Annotated in this window: 12 protein-coding genes and 1 pseudogene; 4 read left to right on the forward strand and 9 right to left on the reverse strand. The window is 62.3% G+C overall.

Annotation, left to right across the window (positions count from 1 at the left end):
- Positions 1-63: 63 nt before the first annotated feature.
- On the forward strand, positions 64-1347 hold the full coding sequence (locus tag ACX80V_RS03885; RefSeq protein WP_485842031.1) for a benzoate/H(+) symporter BenE family transporter: 1284 nt from the start codon (positions 64-66) through the stop codon (positions 1345-1347).
- A gap of 1588 nt (positions 1348-2935) precedes the next feature.
- On the opposite strand, the gene ACX80V_RS03890 is transcribed toward ACX80V_RS03885, so the two are convergent.
- From ACX80V_RS03890 to ACX80V_RS03900, 3 genes are all read right to left on the reverse strand, one after another.
- Positions 2936-3241, reverse strand: coding sequence for a helix-turn-helix domain-containing protein (locus ACX80V_RS03890; protein ID WP_485842032.1), 306 nt, complete (start codon positions 3239-3241; stop codon positions 2936-2938).
- Positions 3242-3647: 406 nt separating this feature from the next.
- Entirely contained in the window at positions 3648-3854 is a 207-nt protein-coding gene (locus ACX80V_RS03895) for a hypothetical protein (RefSeq protein ID WP_485842033.1), read from the reverse strand.
- A gap of 138 nt (positions 3855-3992) precedes the next feature.
- Entirely contained in the window at positions 3993-6410 is a 2418-nt protein-coding gene (locus tag ACX80V_RS03900) for a TOTE conflict system archaeo-eukaryotic primase domain-containing protein (protein WP_485842034.1), read from the reverse strand.
- A gap of 2063 nt (positions 6411-8473) precedes the next feature.
- Between ACX80V_RS03900 and ACX80V_RS03905 the strand changes: the two genes are divergently transcribed.
- Both ACX80V_RS03905 and ACX80V_RS03910 read left to right on the forward strand, forming a co-directional pair.
- A complete protein-coding gene (locus ACX80V_RS03905) occupies positions 8474-8902 on the forward strand; it encodes a RelB antitoxin-like protein (protein WP_485842035.1) in 429 nt (142 codons plus the stop codon).
- A 68-nt stretch (positions 8903-8970) separates the two neighbouring features.
- Complete coding sequence (locus ACX80V_RS03910; RefSeq protein WP_485842036.1) at positions 8971-9348, forward strand: cytotoxic translational repressor of toxin-antitoxin stability system; 378 nt, start codon at positions 8971-8973, stop codon at positions 9346-9348.
- 1475 nt (positions 9349-10823) lie between these two features.
- On the opposite strand, the gene ACX80V_RS03915 is transcribed toward ACX80V_RS03910, so the two are convergent.
- From ACX80V_RS03915 to ACX80V_RS03940, 6 genes are all read right to left on the reverse strand, one after another.
- A complete protein-coding gene (locus ACX80V_RS03915) occupies positions 10824-12716 on the reverse strand; it encodes a caspase family protein (RefSeq protein WP_485842037.1) in 1893 nt (630 codons plus the stop codon).
- 5 nt (positions 12717-12721) lie between these two features.
- The gene (locus ACX80V_RS03920) at positions 12722-14044 is read right to left on the reverse strand and encodes a hypothetical protein (protein WP_485842038.1); all 1323 of its coding nucleotides are present in this window, start codon (positions 14042-14044) and stop codon (positions 12722-12724) included.
- A 12-nt stretch (positions 14045-14056) separates the two neighbouring features.
- Positions 14057-17011 carry a tetratricopeptide repeat protein gene (locus tag ACX80V_RS03925; protein ID WP_485842039.1) on the reverse strand — a complete coding sequence of 985 codons (2955 nt, stop codon included), beginning with the start codon at positions 17009-17011 and terminating at the stop codon, positions 14057-14059.
- Positions 16995-18512, reverse strand: coding sequence for a hypothetical protein (locus tag ACX80V_RS03930; protein WP_485842040.1), 1518 nt, complete (start codon positions 18510-18512; stop codon positions 16995-16997). Before ACX80V_RS03930 ends, ACX80V_RS03925 begins: the two co-directional genes overlap by 17 nt.
- Entirely contained in the window at positions 18512-19495 is a 984-nt protein-coding gene (locus ACX80V_RS03935) for a hypothetical protein (protein WP_485842041.1), read from the reverse strand. Before ACX80V_RS03935 ends, ACX80V_RS03930 begins: the two co-directional genes overlap by 1 nt.
- A 1205-nt stretch (positions 19496-20700) precedes the next feature.
- The gene (locus ACX80V_RS03940) at positions 20701-21345 is read right to left on the reverse strand and encodes an IS110 family transposase (protein ID WP_485842042.1); all 645 of its coding nucleotides are present in this window, start codon (positions 21343-21345) and stop codon (positions 20701-20703) included.
- 554 nt (positions 21346-21899) lie between these two features.
- On the opposite strand from ACX80V_RS03940, the pseudogene ACX80V_RS03945 reads away from it, so the two are divergent.
- Positions 21900-22938 (forward strand): annotated as a pseudogene (locus tag ACX80V_RS03945) (IS110 family RNA-guided transposase).
- The last annotated feature ends 226 nt before the right edge of the window (positions 22939-23164 follow it).

Here is a 23164-nt window from a genome sequence, read left to right on the forward strand (position 1 = left end):
TATCCACTGCGGCGGCCTTTGTAGTCATCAGGACCCCACCTCCGCCATCGCTCAGGAGACATCATGCCCCGCTTCCAAAGCACCGCGCCGGTGACCACCGGATCACGGCCTGGCCCGGTCCATGGAGCCCAACCACGCTTAGAACGGCCCCAGTTCCGTCCGGCTGGCGTACGCGACATCCTGCGGGACATCGGCCCACACTACGCCTCGAACGGGCTTGTCGGACTGGCTTTCTCCGCGTCCGGGCCGGTAGCGGTCACTCTTACCGTCGGGTCGCTCGGCGGACTGACGGAGGCCCAGCTCGCGTCGTGGGTCTTCGCCATGTTCCTCTCCGCTGGCGCGGCGACCCTGGTGATGTCACTGATCTATCGCCAGCCGTTGGGCTTCGCCTGGTCCATCCCAGGGACCGTGCTGTTGGGGCCGTCGCTGCAGCATCTGTCGTTTCCTGAGGTGGTAGGGGCGTTCTTCTCCGCCGGTGTGCTGATTCTCGCGCTTGGTTCGTCCGGAGTAGTGCGTCCGATCATGGCCGCGATCCCCGTTCCGATCGTCATGGCCATGGTCGCCGCCGTGTTCCTTCGGTTCGGGACGGACATCGTCTCCTCCACACGGGCCGACCCCGCAGTGGCGGCACCCATGGTGCTGGCGTTCCTTGTACTCACCGCCGTGCCCTCCCTAGGCAGACGCCTCCCTCCGGTACTCGGTAGTTTGGCGGCAGGCGTCGTCGCCGTTGTGATCAGTGGCCGGTTCGCGATGTCCCAAGGCGGACCGATCCTGGCCATGCCCGTGTTCACAGCCCCCGCGTTCACTTGGGCTGCCCAACTGGAATTAGTGATCCCCCTGGCACTCACGGTCCTCGTGGTGCAGAACGGACAAGGCGCTGCTGTGCTCCGGGCCGCAGGACACAACCCTCCGATCAATGTCTCCGCGATGACCGCCGGCGTGTTCTCACTGCTCAACGCCACACTCGGCGCGGTCTCCGCCTGTGTCACTGGACCTACCAACGCCCTTCTGACCGCCTCCGGGCAGAAAAAGCGCCAGTACACGGCCGCGGTGGTCTACGGACTACTGTCCCTGCTGTGCGCTTTGCTGGCTCCGCTGCTCACCCGCCTCATGCTGGCCACGCCCGAAGCTTTCGTTCTGGCCCTGGGGGGAATCGCCATGCTGCGTGCCCTCCAACAGGCCTTCGTTTCCGCTTTCGCCACGAACTTCACCTTGGGAGCCTTGGTTACTTTCGTCGTCACGATCTCCGGCCTGGACCTCTTCAACATCCATGCCGCATTCTGGGGCGTCGTTATCGGCTACGCAGTGTCCCGCCTGCTCGAGCGACGGGACCACGCGCAGGCCTGACGGAGCGGATCGCGTGAAGCGTCAACATGGGCATGGTTTTTGGCGGAATCCCGCGAGAAACCTTGAACATCATGTCGGTGAACCGTTGGACGCCATCGAGAACGAACGGTCTCCTTTGGCCCACGGCGCTCCGGGCGCACATCCAGTCGAGCCTGCGCAACGCCGAACTTATCTTCCGCGGCAGCCGATTCCAGGACAGCCTTGCCCCCGGCCTCCCCCACCGAAACGGTTACTCCCTAGTTCCCGGCCGACGTCGACACTCACCTGAAGGCCGTCCTAGCCCCACGCTCCGCCGAGCGGACAGCCGCTGCCCGCCGACTCGGGAACAGCCTCATCGACGGGGAGGAGCCGACGACGGCGCAACTCGCCGAATTGCTCGCCCAGCGACAACTTCCCCAACTTAGGGACAGCCCCATTACCGACATGCCCGGCCCGCACCTTCCGATGGAACTCCTCCTCTTCGGCGAATCCGTGACGAGTCGTGAACTAGAGGCGTGCGCCTGTCCACATTTCTGCCAAAATTTGTGCACGCAGAAACGCTGAAATGACACTGTCCTGCGCATACACCGTGTTTATTGGTGGGCTCCGGTTCCACACACCATCCCTCCTTAGCGGTTGCGGGGCTTGGTTGCGGGGCTTGGTTGCGGGGCTTGTCCGGCACATTCCTGGGGGCTGCATGCCCGGGCATTTGCCGGCCAGCAGCCACCCTCGTGGGGCATTGATACGCGTGTAGCGATCGACAGCCCCAAAACGCGTGGGCTCACCAAGGAGCTTCGCGAACGTTCCACGGGCGGGTCATGTCGGAACCGCGTGCGGCAGGAATGGAGAGGTGGCGGCGCGAAAACGCCGACTGACCGACACAAAGGAACACGTCAGGCATAAACTCCCAGGCACCGGCCCGCGCGTTAGCCTGCGAGTTCCCCCGCAGGTCATGTCACCTGGGACGCCTGGACGCATGAACTGGTAACAGCCAAAAGTTGCAGGAAGGAAACAGGATGCACGCTGAACAACCGCCCGTGGACTGGGTGTGCACAATGTGCACACCACCTTTGGTCGGACAAACGGCCGCATTCCCGCTCCCAAGCCATAAGAAGGAGCGAAATTTGGCGAAAAATCCTCAAGAAATCTCGCACAGGTCATGTCATCAGCTCACCCCCAGGCCATGAATAGGTGAAAGACCAACTACGGTCACCAGGGAAGTCAGAAAGGAGCCAGCAACTGGGTAGATCCCAGCAGGCGGAGGGCCCACTAGCCAGAGCCCTGAACCCGCCACCCACACAAGTTCATAGGCGCGCGCGGCGCCAGGCACACTCCGCAGCCGGTCTCAGAGGGGCCGACGGAGGGTAAATGTACATACATCAGCAGCAAAAAACGCCCCTGACGTGGGGAAACGTGCCCGAGGTGGGACTCGAACTGCATTCCACCCCTTGCCAACACTGGGAAGTCCCGGAAACATGCGGAATCCGGGCCGATCCGACCGATATACGACCCGATCCGAAGCCTCGGGTGTGCACATTGTGCACACCCCTTTTTCCCACCTTTTAGACCTCGCTGTCCGGGCAGACGGCTGCCGTCAGGGATCGCTTCGTCAGGCGATCTGGATTCGTTCATCGCCTAGCTCAACCTCGACACGAAGCCGGCCGCCGAGCTCCTCGACGTGTTTCCGCAAAGTATCGACCTGGGCACGATCAATGTCACCGTGCTCGATGCGGGACACCCGGTTCTGACTGACGTGCAGGCGCCCAGCCAGCTCGACCTGCGTCAGCTCAGAGGCCTCGCGGAGCTCTCGAAGCCGGTAGGCCCGGACCTCATCGACCATGCGCTTCTTGTGGGCATCCACAGCTGCCCGGTCAACCGGACGCTTGGCCAACAGTTCCTCAATGGACTTCGCCACTACGCCCCTCCTTTCAGAATCCTCAGATGATCATCGAACAGGTCATCCGCAACCGGAATGTTCGTCTTGTACCACTTGCTCCAGTTGCCCGCCTTGTCCCGCCGACCAATGGACGACAAGCTGAGGTCCGCGCTCGGCGAGAAGCTCTAATGCAGCAACGGTCTGCTCATACGAGTCTTGGTCAAGACCTAACAGCCACGGCTCAACTGATCCCGCGTCAACGTTCCACATCGAGTCCATGAAACAACTCAGGTGTTCTACAACTCAAGTGTTATATTGCGGGCTACCACTTGTTGGACGTGCAGGAGGGACGAGCCGTTACACTCATGACGGTTGAGGCCAGACAGTGCGTCGCAGAGAAGAATTGCCGGCAAGGCGACGATGTCGGCGTATTCGAGGCGGGAACTCAGGCATCCTCCAGGCGCCTCAACAGCCCGGCGTCGTGGCTCATAGCGAATTCCAGGCCCGCGCTGATGTCTTGGCTGCGCCGGCGACGCTGGGCGTCCGACTTGGCAACTTGACGAAGAAGCGCCGACTTGGGGGTGCGCGCCTTGGCGGTAAGCTCATCCGGACGGCGGTCGCCGTCTTCTGGAACACGCAGGTTCATGTCCATGTTCGATGATACCAAGCGGTATCAGGTTGTTCACTGGCGTGAGGCGTATCCGGCTGCCCGATGGTGACCTCTCGAGAATACGGTTCCGAGGAGTTGTGGCAGCGCGGACACGGGTGCCAACCGTTCCTGGATACGATGTTATCTGCTTTTGAGCTTGCGCGGATCAGGGAACCCGAGCGAGACGTAGCCCGGAGCCCGCTTGTTCAGGGATGCGGCCAGTACGGGTGTTGATTCGTCGTAGTAGTCGTGAACGGTCGCCACAGTTTTCCCTGGGTACGGCCGGATTACCCGGCCGGCGTATTGGACCAACCTGCCCTTAAAGGAAATAGGTGCCGCAAGGAACAGGGTATCCAGTTTGGGGCAGTCAAAGCCTTCTCCAATGTACGAGCCGGTGCCCAAGACCAGCAGAGGCTGCGCATCATCAGTGCGGGCAAGAAGGTCGACGGCGGCCTGTTCCTTGGCTCTCATCGCTCCGGTGAAAACCACCGGCTGCAGACCAGCCGCCTCGAACCGGGACCTCAGGGACTCAAGATGGGCTTTCCACGTAGTCAGTACAAGGATGCGGGAGTTCTGTTCGTAAGCGTCAATGACGTCGTCGTAGATTTGCTGCAGGCGTTCCTCATTGGCGATCAAGTCCTTGTAGATGGCAGAGATCCCGCCCGGTTCGCTGGGGTCTGCGGCACCGTCGTACGCATAAGAGGTCCGGTGCAGTTCCAAAATCAGCATCGGTTCGGCAATCTCGCGTTCGTGCGTTGGCAGCTGCTGCGGAACAGCCGGGGAAATCGTGTGTGAGATTTGGCCGAGCTGGTGGTAGATCAGCGAGTCCAACTTGTCCCGCCGGTACGGTGTGGCCGTCAGCCCCAGCCAGTACCGGGCCTGAATCTGGTTCATGACGTGGGTGAATGCTGCCGCCGGGACGTGGTGGCATTCGTCCACGATGACGAAACCGTAGCCGGCGGTCAGCTCGGCAACATTACCCCGCCGTGCCAGCGTAGGCAAAAGCGCGACGTCGACCCGACCCGTCGTCTTGGCGCGGCCACCTCCGATTTGGCCGCATTGCTCGTCCATGAACTCACGGATGCGGCTGCGCCATTGCTCCGCAAGGGCCTTGCGATCAACCAGAATGAGCGTTGAGACGCCACGCAGTGCCATCGCAGCACACGCCATAACGGTCTTGCCTGTGCCGGGCGGGGCCACCAGGACTCCGTGTTCGGCAGCAGTGGCGGCGTCGACGGCGCCTTGTTGTTCCGCGCGCAGGCGGGCCGAGAACTCGAAGCTTTGGGCCGCGCCTTCCACCCGTTGATCATCAATGCGCAACGAGCTACCACTCGATTCGACCAGTTGCTGCAATAAGGGCAGCAACCCACGCGGCAAAATGAGGTCGCCCTCAAGCGTTTCGTCGTAGTTGCGCAGGTACCGGGGAATATTCCAGGTGGATCGCCTCTGGCGTTGGCGTTCATAGAACTCAGGGTTCGGCATGGACGCCGCATGCTTGACGGCCGAGATCATCGCTGGTCCAAGATCTGCTGCCTTGAGAGTCAGGCGCGATGAGAATGTTGCATGGACGATCAGTGCCGGGCGTGGAACGATCTTCGACGATTGCGGCAGTTCTAGCCGGCGGACCTCTTGTCCCAGGCTAACTGCAGGCAGCCTTCGGATATGCGTACGAACCTCCCGGTCCGAGAGCCGATCCAGGCTGGAAAGGTACGCCCATTGGTCCGCGTATGGTTCGAGGGTCGTAGTGTCGAGGAACAACGTTGTGCCATGCTGGCGGCGCTTGCCGTTTAGCGGCGCCGCGATCAGGTTACCCATACCTTTGCCCGAGTGAAAGTCCTGGGCGGGGAAAAGCCTGTCATAACTGGCCAGGCTCATGCTGCCACGCAATGCCATCGCTTCGTGGATGAGACCCGTGCCAAGCTGGCGTGCTGCGGATGCCGGCAGAGCTGTGCTGAAGAAGATCCATACATGGGCGCCACGTCCGGATTGGGACACTTCCAGCGCTGCGGGGATACCCCGAAAGCGAGCCGCCTTGACGTACGCAAGCGCATCGAGCATTGCGGCGCCCCCATCAAAGTCCGCGGCGACCCACCAGCACGTGTCCTGTTCAGTCAATGGATAGAGGCCAATATGCTGCGCCCCGCGCAAATGATCGGCAACGACTAACGGAGTAAGCGGCAAGAAACTGGCACCCGCAATGTTCGCGCCCTTGCGCCAGCCACCGGCGACCGCAGGAACCCAGCCCGAGCGACCGTCCCGCGAGTTTTCCCACCGGACTGCGTACACGTCATTGCGTGCCCTGAACAGGTCCTGGAACAGACGGACTTTCGCTTCCGGAGACGACTCCATGGTGACCGGACCGTGGTGCAACACCGCAGGAATTACAGCCTGGGCCAGGTATGGTGCCATTGATTCAGATTCCGTGAGTTCCAAGAGTTTACGCAGCCTGGCATTATCGAGGCGCAGTTCGTGGAGCTCACGTCGCAGTGCGTTGTCTGCAGGATTACAGAGGCCCGGCAACGCCCTTTGACCAGCAACGTCAGAAATGGCTTCAGTCACAGATTCCATTGTGGTCGAAGGGACACTCCCCGCGAAAACGGCCCTAAATGAGAGACTCATGATTTCGCGCCCTCCTACAGAAGGTGCCCTGCGGCTGAAGCCCTGCGTGCACGGCCAACAGCAGTTTCCCCGGTTTTAGGCCGACCAAGCCACTGCAGGCTCGAAATCACGGCTGTCTCTCGCCCTGACGCATCCACGCGCTCAGCCTTCCACGCTGAATCCGATGAAACATACGCCTACGTTCGCAAGACACCCGCATCCGCGCAGTGAGGCGGGGCGGGGCGAACGATTGGTTCACTTCAAATTCATTGATTCCGCTTAGCCTCAAGATCATGCAGATGCTTCGGACAATAACCACAGCGTTCTCAGCATCCGGATTCCCTACGATGCGTTGGAGGCACCAGTGAATGAATCTATGCCCAACATCCTGTCTGCAAAAGCCGCCCATTCGCTCGATAGGGATGAACGGCTCGAGCTGGCCCGGGACTGGCTAACGCATCTTGGACTGGACGTGACCGACGAAAGAGCGAACGAATTAGCTCCTCACGTCGGAAGGTATAGGGCAGGTTCACACTTGCAGAAGACCGCCAACGCTTTGGTTCGGGAAGGTCGCCGTCCCAAGCACGCCATTGTTCAAGCCAGGCTCAGCGCTCAAAGAGTCCGAGATCAATCCAGGCGTAACAGGACAATCCCGGCGAGTTTTGAAGGACGCAAAGGAGAGGCAGAAATGTGGCTCAAACGCCTACTTCCCCAACACCTTGTGACCGACGAACGCGCCATGGAGGCGGCCAGGTACGTCGACAAATACGTCCCTGGGTCGGCGTATCACAAAATCGCCGAGGGTCTCATTCGCGCCAGGCAAACTCCTACCCTCGAAAAAGTCAGAGAACGACACCAGGCTCGCAAGGCCGCCCGCGTACGCTACCAAGCGAGGCGTATGGCACGAATCGAGCCAATTCGGATAACTGACGATTTGGTACAAGAGTTGAGGCGCATCATCAGCTATTCATGGTCTCGACAGGGACGGGGCCCGCTCTGGTCTGAAATACGCGAGGCAATGGAATGGGATAGGGATCAGACCACAGACCTACTTCACAGGCTTCGCGAAGTGGGGACGATTACCTTCACGACCGCTCACGGCTCTCTGACCTTGCCCGAGTCCGGCGCGAAAAAAATTGACCCACGATTCCAGGCTCAGCACAGATTCCCTTCAGAGAGCAATCTCGATGGCTTTTGAAACAGGACTCGCAGCTATCGCACGCACGATCACACGGCTCGGCTGCCGAATGATTTGGTCGCAGCTCAGCGAAAAGGCCTTTGGCAGGGTTCCGCATCAGGCCCGCCTGCGCACCAGCGCAATTTATTTCACCCGATCGGCATGAAGGTCAAGTTTTGTCAGCAGTCAGGAAAAGGCCTCTGACCTGCGGAAACACGTGCCCGAGGTGGGACTCGAACTGCATTCCAACCCCTGCAAACACTGGGCACCCGCGGAAACATCCGGAATCCGGCCCGATCCCAGTCCGAAGCCCAAAGTGTGGACATTGTCCACACCCCAAAATTCGCCTTTTGCGCACGCATAAACAACCGCGTTCCCAGCATGGGGAACGCGGTTCTTCTTTGTGGTGACAGCGGTCGGACAACTGCTTGCTTAGGTTCACCGGGACCAGGTTTCTGGGCAATACCGCTGCCGAGACGGAGCTGTCAACGGTCAGGAGCCACACCCGGCTACTAGAAGATTCACTGCGACTGCGCCTCCCTTAAAACATCTCATGAGCCATTGGACAGAGGCCCGCATGACCATACTTTGCGGCTGCGGAGCAGCCCGGCCCGGCTCCGCACCCGAACCTCTCAGAAAAATTTGGGTCAAGGACCGCATTCGCGGCGAACCGCTGCATACGACACAAGGCCATATATCGGCGACAAACCAACGGGGGGCGGAAGTGGATGCGAAAACTCCCGTCACTCAAGCAGCACTAAGGAGGTCAATCAGTCGACGCGGTCGACCCATGCTGATGTACTTCTTGTGCTTGACGTACATCATGTACGTAATGCATGATGCATGTATGACAACTCCAACTCATGAGCGGCGCACCTTTGGCTTTGCCGATGCCCGAAAGTCCCTAAAGGCGATCCTTGATACAAGCGACCGCGGCGGCTTGTCAGTCGTCACGCGTGGGGAAAGTTCGGCTTCGGTGGTCAACACAGACCGGCTCCGTGCGTTTCTGGTGAGGACTACACCGGCAAATGTTCACGTCGTGCCTGAGGACGGGGCATGGGCAATGTTTATCCCGGGCCTTCCCTTGGCAGCTGAGGGCACCACACTCGAGGAGGCAACCCATGACCTGATCGATGCCCTCCGAGACTACGCCGAAGACTGGGAAGATCATTTGCGCACGGCACCGAACCACGACGGAAACTGGGCGCTGGTGCAGATCATCGATGCATCCACTGATGAGCAGCTGGCGGAATGGCTAACCGGTAGCAAGCAGTGAGCCAAAAGTACCCACCCGCCACCAGAGATGACCACGAGTCCTTTTGCAAAATCGAAAAGTGGCAGCCTGTGCTAAACGCGCTGGGCCAGAAAGTCCGCCACCACGCCACCTATGAACTTGCGTTGCATGACGGGCGGATCCTGCGGACACGAATTTCACGGCCCGTGGACAGGACAACCTATGGTGCTTCTCTTTGGGGTGCAATCCTCAAGGACCAACTAGAGGTCACCGTGGACGAATTCTGGGCATGTGTGAACGATGGCAGTCTGCCTGACCGGGGCATACCTGAGGTGCCGCAGAATGCGTTGCCGTTGGAGCTGGTCATCCTGCTGACCAGAACGGCAAAGATCCCGGAGGAAACCGTGGCCGCCATGACGAAAGAGGAGGCTGTGAAGGCCATGAACGATTTCTGGACTGCCAGTACCGCAGATCCGAAACAACCTTAGACACAAGGCGGAGGCCACGGATCGGGAATCCGCGGCTTCCGCCGTTTTTTACGGATCCTCTTAGTGCTCCCGCCCCGGCCATTCGCACCGGACTGGCATCGAATCGACACCGCCTAAAGACTACTGCTGCAGCTCACGCTGTGACGCGAATTGAAGAACCGGCGTGCGCGTGTCCACACTCCTTCGGAAATTTGTCCACACTCTGGGCCTGAAATGCCCCTGAGCTGCGACAACACTGCACCAGTGGACGGGCTGCCGTCCCACACACCACCACTCCTTGCCGGTTACTCCGCTGGAATCCCTGCGGGGCTGCGGGCTCAGTGCAGAGATTCGCAAACATCTCGTCACGGGGTCATGTCTGAACCGCGGGCGGATGGCATGGAGAGGTGACAGCGCGAGGTCGCAGAGCACAATCCCAAAGGAGCAGGGCAGCTACGAACTCCCAGCCAATGGCACGCGCCCCGTTCCAGCCGGCGCTACCGCCCTCGACGGCCCCCTCGCCGCGGCCACGACAGGCTTCCACGCCCCGTCTCCCCCGCAGGTCATATCAGAATCGTCGACGCAGAACATGGATACGTGTCATCAGAACCGGACGAGCAGCGGAACGGACTAACGAGATCGCCAGTTGGGCAGCCGATCAAACCGTCACAAGGCGAGGGACACCGATTTTTCCTCCAGGTCATGTCGCATGGAACGCCTGGATGCATGAAGTGGTGCCGGCAGAACCTGCAGGAACGGACAGCAATGCAAGGCGAACAACCGCCCGCGGACACCGTGTGGACACTGTCCACACACCTTTGGCCGGACAAACGGCCACATTCCCGCTCCCCCAAACTCCAAGATGGAACGAAAATAGCGAAAGGATCTCAAGAAATCTGATCCAGGTCATGTCATCAGCGCAACCGCGGTACATGAATAGGTGACAGACCAACTACGGCCGCCACATCAACCGGAAAGGAGACACGATGCCCCCACATCCCAGCAAACGGAGGGCCTACTCGCCAGGGTCCTGAGCCCGCCACCCACAAAACTTCATAGGCGCGCGCGGCGCCAGGTGCACTCCGCAGCCGGCCTCAGAGGGCCGCCGGAGGCTAAATGTACACACATCAGAAGCAAAAAACGCCTCTGACGTGGGAAAACGTGCACGAGGTGGGACTCGAACCGGACTCCAGCCCCTGAAAATCCGCCACTCCCCCGCAAACATCGCCAATCCGGCCCAGTCCGGAGCCAGTACGACCCGATCCGAAGCACAAGGTGTGCACAAGGTGTGCACAATGTGCACACCCCCGAATTTGTCCTACTGAGCACGCCGAACGGCCACCCGCGCTCCCCAGTGAGGGAGCGCGGTTCTTCTTTGTGCTGGCAAGAGTGGGACTTTCCCGGACGTATGTGCTGACCGATAACGAGAAAAACGCCGCAGGCCGACGTAGTTTTGCGATATCGGTCAAGACCTAAGGCTCACCCGGCCGCGGCGCTCAACGTTGCTGCTCGGAACGAAGGTCGACCGACTCAATAGTGCTCAGGATGACCGGAAAGAGGCTTCCTGGTTGCATCCTGGGCAACACTTCGGCCAGACGTTCTCTCAATTCGATCACACCGTCGCCCGAGGCTGTAGCGCTATGCAGATGGGGCAATTGCCGCCAGGCCAGAGCCATTGCGTCCGCCGTGCGAGGCAGCGCAAGTGCGGACAGCCGAGTGGGATCGACGGATGTGGCATATTCGCGACCCCGAGACTCGAGTAGAAACATTTCAAGGTCCGACCAGCTTGAGTACACGACCGCTGCGTCCACCACCATCTTCGGATCGAGGCGGTGACCAGCAGCCAACCGAATGAGCCCCGCCACGACGAGAGGCAGTGGAGAGGGCGAGGCTCCCGTGACGACGTCTGACAGCTCGCCATCGGAGAGGATCGGCAACGCCGCCACCGCACTCTGCTCGTGGTAGGTTCGCCACGCTTCCGCAGTGCGACCCAAGGAGCTCGTGTTCGCTAAGTCGAGATCCGTTTCGATGTGGACGAGCCGACCGCTGTCGTTGCGGGCGAGACGAAGGGCGAATAGCGCGCCATGACCGACCCACGGAAGATGACAGTCGAATCGACGACCCGTGCCGTCAGGCCCCTCGCTGAGCGTCAGCACAGTTGCAATTGGGTCGCTGTCCACTCGGATCACGATGTCGTATAAGGACGTTCCCCGACGATCGACCCGGACAAGGGTGAGTTCAGGATCCGGACCTGACTCCTCGTCTAGCGCACCGAGACGAGCGAGACGCTTGCCGGACCAGATCTCGGCCATGCCAGCGTCACCAAACGGATCCTCCCCCTCGCTTGCTCCGATCAGCTGGCCAGAGGTCGGGTCCACGAATTCGACTGTCGCTGTTCGCCCCAGCCGCTCAGATTCGCGCACGCTCGGCGGGTTGGTCGGAGCGAACCCGTCACAAGCAAGCTCGCTCATCACGAATCGCCCTGCCGACTGACCGCCCTTCATCACCCGCTGCGTTGCGGCGCTGTCATAGGTGCGCATTAACTCGGCGATCCGGGCGGTCATGTACTCCTGAAGCTGGTCGATTAGCATGACGCAGTCACCGCTGTCATGCACCACCGAGTCGGCGGGGGGAACCGTGAGTCCTGAGAGCAGCGCTTGACCAAACAGGGTGAGACCGTCATCGACAGAGCGTGGTCCGAATGCCTGCTGCCCGCTGGAACTTCCATACAACACAGGCGCATCCAAATCCGGGTTGGAGCGGGAGTTGTCCAGTGGGTTGAGCACCTGCGTCCCCGTGAGGCTTAGACCAAGGTCGCGCAAACCCGGATGATCGTTCCGGCAGGCGTCGATCAAGTAGAGCTGCTGCGAGACGCCGCAGGCAGCCAGAGCCTGACGCAAATCTCTGACATTGATCGCGCGGTTCACCAAGCCGCGTTTGAGGTAGTCGCTCGGTAGCAATAGCTGCTCATCCATCATCCGCTCCAAACCGTGACCGCTGAAGAAGAACACCAGTCGACTGCGCTGTGCATTCGTGGCTGAAAGGTCGCGGGCTGCGGTGTACCACTCCCAGATCGCATCCTCGATGTTACGGAAGGTCGGTTCCAAAACTCCGGCGAGGCCTGGCTCCACCCGCAGCTCGTCCTCGGTCGGTGACGCGAGGAGCCAGCAGCGTGCGAGCGGTTTGCCGGACACTCGGTACGCCTCCCTCAGCCACTCCGCAAAACGGTAGGCAGTCAGTGCCGAAACGCTGAGCTCGGACAATCCATACGTGTCCGTCGTCCGGCCAATCCCAGACTTGCCCCCGAGGTGCGAGTAGCGGCTGGCGCCGATGACCAGCGCGAGCGTCTGAGGACCTTCGCCATGCTTTTCTGCCGCCGCGTCGGTCATCCCCGTCATTCTGGACCACCACCGTCGAGCCAATCCACCGCGCGGAGCTTCTCGGCGAAACGCCGATAGAAGCTCGGGCGCTTCAAGTAGCCGCCGTGGGCGCTCAAGAGGGACAGACCACTGGAGTAGGACTCGTCGTTGACGCCTTCCACGATGCCAGCGGCGCTGTAGCTGAGGAAGTCGTTGTAATCCCACACGTTCCACCAATGGCCCAATCGATCGCGCGACGGAGCCGGGGCTGCTTGATTGCGTGGTGGGTGCGACACGAACAGGTCGAGTTCCTGGAAGAGTCCCACCTGAGATGCGGCCGCGCACCAGAAGTCGATGCGAAGCTGTGCTGCGTCGGGCTCGCGCTCGAGGAAGCTGGTGGCTAGGTCGTAGATGATCTGGCCACCCATGCTGTGCGTGACGACGATCATTGGCTCGTCGGGGACCAGCCGATGGGATGCAGCACGCCTCATCGTCTCAAGCACGGCAGCGGGGATGGGACCGGGATCTCCCGGCGTTCCGCGCCCGGCCAAGTACACGAACACATCTCCGAGGAAGGTGGTGACGGCATCGTTCAAGGGCCCTCGGACCTCGGCCATCGCGCGTGACAGCACGAAGCCGGGCACATGTGTGAGGCGGCTCACGGACTCTGAGACGCGTTGCCGCCACGCCGATGGCCAGCCTTGACCTGCCCCCAATCCGATCAGAGAATCGGTTGGCCCCTGATACCGGGCCTCGACGAGCCCGAAGAAGTAGTCGACTTCAGCGTCGAGGTCCTCGCACTCCTCGACGCCCGCGCGCGTTGAGGGGTCACGCGCAACCTCGTCGGCGGCAATGGCCCAGGCCGCCATTCTCCTCTGTGCAGCCGCACTCGCATCGGCATCGCCGACTTGCGTTCCAGCGAACGAAGCGGGATCCTCCGGCATTGCCGCGATGAGCAGATCGCTGAGTTCATCAGACCCGAGGTCCCTCAACGTCGAAGCGTCGACGGCCTGCGCGGGCCCGGAGGGTGCCAGTCGGTCCGGTTGCGCGAGGTGCCCCGACGGAAGCCCGAGTGGATCGAAGGAGCCGGCGAACTCGGCCATCAACGCTGCGGAGACACGATCACCGTCGCCCGCCCCCAAACCGAAGAGCCGTCCGCGCGGTCTTGCAAGCCCGCCGAGTGGCGTGGATGCAGCGAGGTCGCCCCAGTAGGCGATCTCCACCGCGACGTCATCCGGCCGATCGGTGATGACGGGCGCGATGTATTCGCGAAGCAACGTCTCGATCGCTTCCCAGGACTCCCGATAGCCGGAGCTGTTATCGCGCGTGGCGACACCGTGAACGTAGACGATCGGCATTTTCACTCCTACTCATCGTCGTGTGGCGGACCCTGGTGGAACACCCGGGCTCGAAAGCTCGCGGATCCGGTCGCTGAGATGCCTGAACGCCGTACTGCTCACCTCGTCGTCGATCTGTTCGAGGAGTTGTGCAGCCGCGAGGTCGTTCCGGGCCACAAGGACCGCAGCCAGGCTCAGGTGGCGTTCGGAACCGTGCAACGCGCCAAGGCCCCGCCGGTAGGTTGACTCCGCCAGATCGGGCTGGTTCGAAGCCAGCAGGGCCAACCCGAGGTCGAAGTGCAGATACTCGGTATCGGCGGTGTCTGTGGAGACCGCGTTAATGTAGAGCGGGACGGCGGCGGAAGGATTCCCCAGCGAGTAGTGACACCACGCCAGAAGACCAAGGTCATCCGCACCGTAGACCGACTCGGAGCTCAACTGCCTGATAATGGCTTCGAAATGTTCGCGAGCTAATAGGTCCTCGCCTTGGAGCCGGAGGGCATCCGCCAAACCACGCCGATGCCACGCGTTCTTCGGCTCCTGGCGCCACGCCCCGTCGTAAGCTTTCTGTGCCTCCCTGAGGCGCGTCCGGGCACTTTCGTCGAGACGGGGCGGCTCACCCGGAATCCGTTCGGCGATGTCGACGAGGACGGCGTTCTCCAGTGCCCAGCCGAATTCGAACAGCGTGTCGGCGGACGGATTCGAGTCCTGGAGCGGTCGGAGGACCTCCGCTGCGTCGGCCCACTGCCCGACTTTGTTGAGGGTCTGGCCGCGGACGAACCGCACCCACCCGTCCTCCAACCCGAGGTCGAGGGCCAGGTCCATGGCCAGGGCCGTCCGGTCCAGTGCTGCGTCGTATTTCTTCTCGGCGGCGTCGACTAGCGCGACGTCGGCCAGCAGAGCGGGTTCGCGCTCCCCCGACGTAAGCACACGATCTGCATAAATTCTCGCTCGCGCTGGCTTGCCCAGATCAAGGTAGACGTACAGCAGGCCGGTCATCGCTCGGACCTCGCGTGTGTCCAGTTCGAGCGCGCGCAGCAGACAGTCCCGCGCCTCCGTCGGATTGCCTGCCAGTCGCAGTGACTCGCCGCGCCGGATGAGATCGTCGACGGTCCCTGCCCCGACGGGTTCTATGTCAGCGAAATCCAACGTACGAGCGGCCTCATCGTAACGACCGAGACGGAACTCAAGATCGGCCAGCTCCCTACGGAGTGCAATGGCGCCGCCGTCGAGTTGAAGCGCGGCGCTATACGCTTCCAGCGCGTCCTCCCCCGACCCTTGCGCGGCCAGCGTTCGTGCGAGCTCCCAGTGTAGGTCTGGAATGCCGGGATGGGCTTCCAAGTCCCCGCGCAACTCGGCCAGCGCTGCATCCAACTCCCCTGCCTGCCGAAGGGCAGCGGCCCGTGCCACCATCGCCCACGCCGGCGGGTCCTCTCGTTTGCGGAACGCGTCGACCAGTTCGAGCGCAGCGTCGTTCTTGCCGTTCCGCAACAGCAGGTCAACGCCGAGTTCCACCGTTTCCTCGTCGGCGGGATCCAGCTCCAGGGCGCGCTGCACAGATTGCAGTGCCGCTGCGGGCCGATCCATCTCGTCCTGGACCGCGGCCAGGCCTCTCCAGGCATCCGGCCATTCGGACGCCAACCGAACGAGCTTCTCGAAGGTGGACTCCGCCGCCGGGAAATCCCCACTCTGCTGGTACACGTATCCCATGACCGCGAGAGCGATCGGATGTGTCGGCTCGCGATTCAGCGCGGCCGTCGCCTGTTCCCTGGCTGCGACATGGTCGCCAGCCTCGAACTCCAAAGCGGCCAGCTCCGCCATCACCCACGGCATCTCGTCGGAGAGCTCGAGGGCGCGGAGAAGGTCGGCCCGAGCATCTGCCGTCCGCCCGAGTGCCCGAAGCACCTGGCCGCGTGTGCCGAGGTTCCACGCATCGACGAGCCCCCGTTCAATCGCACTGTCCAGCAGCGGCAAGGCCTCGTCGAAGTCACCTCGTGCGCGCAAGACGTCCGCCTTCATTCCCATGGCAAAGACATCGTCGGGGAAGTTCGCCAATATGGCGTCCAGCGCCTCGACCGCGCGCTCGTACTCGCCGCTGATGCGCAGGATGTCCGCCTTGGCCCCGAGGGCCCTCGGATTGGCGGGCGCCAACAGTAGCACGTCGTCGATGACCTCGAGCGCGCTCACGTTGTCGCCCAGCAGGCGCAGAGCGTCCACCAGGACCAGCTGCGCGTCGACCCTCGCGGGCCCCGCTTCCTTAGCCGAGGTCGCAACCTCCACCGCTTCGTCTAGTCGACCGACCGCCAGGAGTGTGCGAGCCGCGGCCAGGTAGGCCTCGTAAGCACGCGGATCTCCGCGGGCCCACAAGCTGTCTCCGAGTAGGCGCATGGTGGTGGGATCGTCGCCATTCCCGTCGGCACTGAGGATCTCACGCAGGATCGACTCCGCCTCCTCGGGCCGCTCGCTGTTCAGCATGATGCGAGCCAGGCGATGATGCGCCTCGTGGGACGCGTCGCCCTGCTCCACCGCCCGCTTCAACGCTCGCTCCGCATCCGCCGTCCTCCCGAGGATGTCCAGCACAGCGCCGTAGTCCGCCCATGCGTACGTGGATACGTCCCGCGAGCCGGTGACCAATTTTAACACGCCGAGAGCTCGCTCCAGCAGACCGGCCTGGTCAGCCGTGGATCGGCCGGACGAGTCGAGGAGCTGCGCGCGCAGGCTCAGAGCGGAGGCCTCGATGACGCTGAGGTCATCCGTCTCCTCGCGCCCGAGTGGTCTCGACCTCCGCAGCCGATCGATATCGGCGAGGATCGTGTCCACGGCCGACTCGGCAGCCTTACTGCGTCCTGCCTCGGAATCGGTCCGCGCGCGCTCAAGGTCCAACCGCAGCCCCGTCGCTTCGACCGCCGACGACCAGATGCGGGGCCGCATCGTGGTGGGGCGCAACTTGGCGCCCCTTCTGAGGGTGCTGTCATCGGGTACGTTCATCTCGTTTTTCCTCCCGGTTCGTGGGAACCCTCGGCGTCAACCCTCGCCCCGAGCTGCGCCTCCAGTAGCCGAGCGCGGCGATGGCAAGGTCGCGGGAGCTGACTTGCGACGTGAACCGCTGGTACCACGCGGCATTGAGCACGTCGCGAACCGTCCGCTGCTCCGGCGGCAGCTCTGACAGCGCCAAGTCCGACGTCTCCCGATCCGTCAGGGACGGCCATCCCATCGCTCCACGCCACCTGTGCGCATCGAAGCGAATCTCACCTCCGTTGGACCCGAGGAACTTGTTCATGTAATCGGACCACGCCGTCACGCGCTCGTCCGAAGCAGGCTGCGGATCGACTCCGACGCCGTTGTGCTGAATCGATGCCGCCCACTGGAGGCGGAGTGTACCGATGAAGTCCTCGAGGATGTCGCCTTCGTCCATGAACGCCAGCGTCGAAAGGATCATGCGCACTCGCTCGCTGTCGGAGAGGCTGTCTGGCAGATTGCCGATCGACACCGGCACGGGCTCCAGCTTGGTGAAGATGCTGGCAAGTGCATACGCCGGGCCCGCGGTAAAAGTTGCGAACGCGTCTGCCAGCACAATACGCAGGTCGCCGGCCGACACCCCGGGCGGCGGTCCATCGTACTTGGCAACGAGATCGTTCTCGTCTACCACGACCAAGCCGAACTGATACGCCGCCAACGGCACCGCCCATACGGTCCAGTCGGGAAACCCCAGACGGATCATGCGCGAGACGGACCTGATCGTGGCGCCTGCACGACCAGGAACGGCCATCGAGTGCCACAGGTCGTTGTTGCGGAGGTAGTAGATCTGGCGGATGAGTTCGTCGGCCATGACGCAGACGTCGCGGTTGTATTCCGCCTCGTCCCCCTCGTCTTCCCCCTCTTGGAGAGGAGAAGGAAGCAACCCGCCAAGGCCTGTGTCCCTGAGTGCGAGGCCGCCGAGGAACTCCACGTACTCCGAGAACAGCGCGTCGCTCTGGTCACGAATCAAGTTGCGGTAGGTCTCCCACGCTTCGCCCGGTACTGTGTGGTCGATGCCGTCGATCATTTTGATGAGGGCATCCGCCTCGTCGTGGAAGCTCTGGTGGACATGGCGGTCGAATGGGTCAGCGGCAAAGGACCATCGCGTGTCCATCACCTGAGCAATCTTCGCGGTGCTCCCCGTCTGCTGCTCGATCAGATCGAGCTGAGCCCGCGCTTCCTTGACACTGTCCACCACCTGCTTGAGGTTGCCCGCCTGCATGTCTCCTTGCGGCTTAATGGTCTTAGCGTTGCTGAGCGCGGTGTCGAGACGTGTCTTGATCACATCCCTGATATTCGCCCTGAAACCCTCGTCGTCCTCGAAAAGCATGGCCAGGCGGTGGATGTCCGAGCGCCGCCCGGCTACGAAGTCTTTGGCTTTCTCCACCTGTTCGAGGTTGGTCCGGATGGTCTCCAACCGCACCCGAAGAACCGCATCTCCTTCGTCACCGACATCGACCGACGGGTCCATTACGCCTCCTTAACTATGTGCTTGATGAGGGCAAGCGCTCGGTTCTCAAGGTTCGCGGGCTCGTTGCCTTCCAGACGGAGCCGCCACGCCGTGCCGATGACGTCGCGGACGGTCGTCGAGGCAGGCGGCAGGTGTACTCCCTCGAGCAAGTAGCGCTCGAGGGAGTCACCGATCGGTTTGCAGTGAAGGGCAGGCTTCAGAGGCCCCGTGCCGATCTTCCAAAAGCGGCTCACCAGGGCGTCGAGCCGCGTGACTGACGTCTTGTCGACATCCACGATGACTCCCACGCTCGAGGCCTGCGAGAACCAGGCCGAACGCAGCGCCTCGGCTTCGGTGCGGTAGGGATGCTGGAACTTTCCGGCTCGCTCATCCATCCGGCGAAGTGTCTCGAGGACCAGGTGGATCCGCTTGTCCGCTGACGGATGCGTGGCCGTCGATGATGTGCCGTCCTCGAACGCGACCTCTGTCCTCGCCTCGTTGGGGTCGAACCTGCCCAACACGAGCACCGCCCCGTACGCCGCCCCGATCGCGCAGGTCGCGAAGAAGTCGGCGAAGAGTTCCTCACGCTGGCGGGGGCTGCCGCCTTCTACCAGCACTGCCCGCACGGGATTGTGACTCGGCTGCCCGGCGCCGCTGGTGTCGAGTGTCTGCGCAATCACGTGACCCATCTCGTGGAGCGCCACCGGCAGCGACCAGAACCCGCGTGCGGAGCATCGCAGGCCGATCACTCCCGTGCGGTAGGACGTCCTATCCTCGGATCCAGGAACAGTGAGAGCCCGCCAGTCCACCGGCAGGCCATCGGTGACTTCCGCGAGGAGATGGTCCGCCACCGCGCACAGACCCCCATCGGCGCCCCGATCCCGCAGAATTGCTCCCGCAGCGAGCGTGAGACATTCCGAAGACAAGGCGTCGACGTCAGCCTGATGTACTCTCATCCGCTTCCACAACTCGGCGGTGGAGACAGTGACTGCGTCTTTCAGCATGCCAACCAACGCGTCATCTCTGGCGCGGATCGCTCGATCAGCCGTCTGCAGCACAGCGTTTGGAGCCGCCTCAGTCACAAGTTGGTCCGCCATCAGAATTGTCAGTTGCTGCAGGACTCCTCTTGCCTGGACACCACGCTCGATCACGACACGTCTCGAGATATCCACGTCAATGATCCCGTCCCCGCCGACGTCCGCCAACCAACAGGGATACCTGTAACAGTTGCCACTGGATAAGGAGCCTGTCTTCGAACTTCCGGGTCTTCCTCATGGCATTGCCCTTCACCCACCCATGGAGCTGGGGATGGTCGCGGGGCCCTTCACCCACCCATGGAGCTGGGGATGGCCGCGGAATTGACTGTCCGGAAAATGGCCCTGTCATGGTGCACCTGCCATTCCATTTTCTGGGATGATTTGGCTGAGCCGCCACGCGCTTCCCCATAGCTCCAGCGAAGGCTCGGCCTCAGCCGTTTCCAAGGCAAACCTCACAGCGTCCTCTGGGAAGTTAATGACGAGCGGCTCGACTTGGCCCATTGGCGGATGGATCATGATGATGCCCCCTCCGGAAATCTCACCGCCACTCAGCCGCCCCGCGGCCTCGCCGAGCACAGCCCGCAACCGCTCTAAGCCGGCGTTCACTTACTGGTTCATGATTTTGCTCCCGGTTCCCACCGGCCCGAATGGAACCCCGTAGTCGGGCGCCGGTCCGCGACTTTCGATCACCATACGGCCCTGACCGTTACCACGGCGTTACGACCCGGTTACTCACACTCAATCCCTCCCCTGTTTTTGCAAGGGCGAATGACAACCCGTTTTCAAGTTGCACGTACCACTCCAGCAAGTTCCCCAACGGGCAACTGAAGGACCAAGGCGGAGCCTGGTATGTGCACGTCACGTCTCCCTCGCAGTACGTGGCGACGCCGAACAGGTTCCCGACCTTGTCAGATGTGCGCGTGGCGGCAGCATCCCACGCCCTCCCGGCGGCTTGCCTTGAGCCCGGCATGCGGCCAGCGGAGTCCGCGGGCTCTGTTCAGGCCCTGTCAACTGTCCGACGGCGTCGCGCTCCGCGGGCGTGCCCGAAGGTCCAGGAGACCACCCCTCAAGACCCGAGTGTCATTATGTCGAAACCCGTTGCCCCGGTGATACCGACATGGCACACCACGCTGGCCAGCCCGGCGCCAGAAGAGTACAAGGCCCCACACTCACTAATTCCGCCGGTCTGCCTGGCACATTTGGCACGGACACCTTCCCGGGCGGAACAATGTGCGCCTTCGTTGATGACTCCATCTCCGCGAACGACAAGGGCAGATACAAGCACGGGTCGGTGACCTACAGGTACCGGCCCGGGTTCTGGTGGATTTGATGTTTCCGGCGGACTCGTTCGAACCCGGGCAGACGCCAGCCCAGGAAGCCAGGAGGGCCGGGGTGGGAAAGGCGCTCATGTCCGCGCCTATATCGGCGATGCTGACATTAGCCGCCGGGCTGTGCAACCACTTCAAGGTCCCTCTCGCCGGCAACCAGTGCCTCCAGCATCGCCCGGAGGAGACGCCGGTGAGGTTGCTCACGATAGTGGAGAGAGTGATGCCGCTGCCCTCCAGACAATTCTCCAGGCGGTGGATCTCACGGATTCTGTCCTGCACGGCGAAAGCCCTGGCCAGGGTCAGATCCCGCAGTTTCCGGATGGGTTCCGGCGGAACGAAGGAGGCCCTCAACAGGACATGGGCGGCGAACTGGACCAGCCATACCGCGTCAGAGATATTGGTCTTGCGTCCAGGGATGTTCCTGGCGGTCTTGGCCTTGACAAACATCACGGCAGGGTCGATTCCAGCAGATAGTAAAACGGCTCCCAATAATCACTGGTCGCCTCCATCACCACCTTGTGACGTGCTGCTCTTCGAGGAACCTACACCGCTGGAGCATCGGATTGTGGTCGCGCCCCATGTTGTGACCGTCGAGGTAAGCCGTCCGCGCCGGTGTCCCGGGACCCGCACACGGACCTTCGCGTCATGCTGGGAGATATCCATACCGGAGGCGCTCCACAGTTCCCGTGGGAGTCCTTCACACACCACTCTTGGAAGCGGGCTCAACCTAGGCGCAAAGGAAACCCGGCGTAATCCGCGATCGACACCGCCATCATGCGCCCGCCACCGTAGCAATGCCAGAGCAGCGAAAGCCACCCCGTTACATTTATTGAGTCCCCCAAGTCCGGGGACTGGTCGCTAGGTCCGGTATGACTTTCTCGCCCTGTCACTAATGATCCCGGGGGTGTGGCCGGGTTCGGAGGCACTTGTTGACCGCTGATAGGGACACGGCCGGACGTCAGCGTCCAGGTCTCGTTGTAACGTGGGTGCCGGCATCGGGTGTCGTGACTGCGACCATCTGATGGGCGCGAAGGAGCGGCGATATGGATGATGGATTCGATATCTTCTGCGGTTTGGATGTCGGCAAGAGCGAGCATCACGCGACGGCACTCACCGCCTCCGGGGAGCGGGTTTTCGATAAACCACTGCCGCAGGACGAAGCGCAGCTGCGGGAGCTCTTCAGTCGCATTCAGGACCGCGGGAACGTCCTGGTCGTCGTCGATCAGCCCAACACCATCGGGGCGCTGCCTGTCGGTGTGGCCCAGGACTGCGGTTGCGCTGTTGCCTATCTGCGGGCCTGGCGATGCGCAAAGCAGCTGACCTGTATCCGGGGAAGTCGAAGACCGACGCCGGGGACGCGTTCATCGTCGCCGACACGGCACGGGCGATGCCTCACACGCTGCGCGCGGTCGACCGCGACAGCGAGGTCCTCTCGGCGCTGAAGGTCCTTTCCGGATTCGACGCAGACCTCACCCGGCCCGACCGGTCTGCGCGCAGCCGGCGCGGGAACGTGCTGCGCTGGGCCAGGAACCACACCCGCAAAAACCCGGCCACGCTCATCGACGCCGTGTTCAAGGCCCTGGGCGAGCAGAGCGTGACCGTCGCCGGGACGCACGCCGTCGAACTGGTCATCCCGCGCGTCGCAGCCCAGATCAAGGAACTCAAACACCAGCGGGCCATCGTGGCCGAAGAAGTGGACGACTTCCCTCTTTCCGCGGTCTTGATGTCCACGCCGGGAGTCGGCATCAAGACCGCCGCCACCATACTCCTGACCATCGGGGACGCCGGCAGCTTCCGGACCTCCGGCCGCCTCGCCGCCTACGCCGGCATCGCCCCCGTCACCGGCGTTCCGGCACCTCTATCCGGGGAGAATTCCCTGCCCGCTCCGGGAACAAGCAGCTCAAGAACGCACTATTCAGATCCGCGTGGATCGCCTCCTGCCACGACCCGGCCTCCAAGGCCTACTACGCCCGCAAACGCACCTTAGGCAAGAAGCAGAACGCCGCCGTCATCTGCCTGGCACGGCGCCGTTGCGACGTCATCCACGCGATGCTCCGAAACGGGACACTCTACGAGGAATAAGCACCACAAACCGCTTGACGAAAAGCATAGGGACACCCCCCGTATTTTCAAAACCCACCGCACGGCAGAGCCACTAGGCCGCTTGGAAGTGGAACACACAGGCCGGGACGTTCGAACGTCTAGTCCGAAAATGAGGTGACGTCCGTTCGGTCGGCGCGCGTGGGGGTGCCCGTGTGGCGAGCGGGAACCACCGGTTTGTCTTTGGAATTGGGAGTCAGGCGGCAGG

It is taken from the genome of Pseudarthrobacter arbutini, assembly GCF_054510915.1.

Coding starts and splice junctions, on each gene's coding strand:
- ACX80V_RS03925 (WP_485842039.1), bottom strand. CDS start 17,011: ATGAACGTACCCGATGACAGCACCCTCAGAAGGGGCGCCAAGTTGCGC.
- ACX80V_RS03915 (WP_485842037.1), bottom strand. CDS start 12,716: ATGACCGACGCGGCGGCAGAAAAGCATGGCGAAGGTCCTCAGACGCTC.
- ACX80V_RS03930 (WP_485842040.1), bottom strand. CDS start 18,512: ATGGACCCGTCGGTCGATGTCGGTGACGAAGGAGATGCGGTTCTTCGG.
- ACX80V_RS03885 (WP_485842031.1), top strand. CDS start 64: ATGCCCCGCTTCCAAAGCACCGCGCCGGTGACCACCGGATCACGGCCT.
- ACX80V_RS03905 (WP_485842035.1), top strand. CDS start 8,474: ATGACAACTCCAACTCATGAGCGGCGCACCTTTGGCTTTGCCGATGCC.
- ACX80V_RS03895 (WP_485842033.1), bottom strand. CDS start 3,854: ATGGACATGAACCTGCGTGTTCCAGAAGACGGCGACCGCCGTCCGGAT.
- ACX80V_RS03935 (WP_485842041.1), bottom strand. CDS start 19,495: ATGCTGAAAGACGCAGTCACTGTCTCCACCGCCGAGTTGTGGAAGCGG.
- ACX80V_RS03920 (WP_485842038.1), bottom strand. CDS start 14,044: ATGCCGATCGTCTACGTTCACGGTGTCGCCACGCGCGATAACAGCTCC.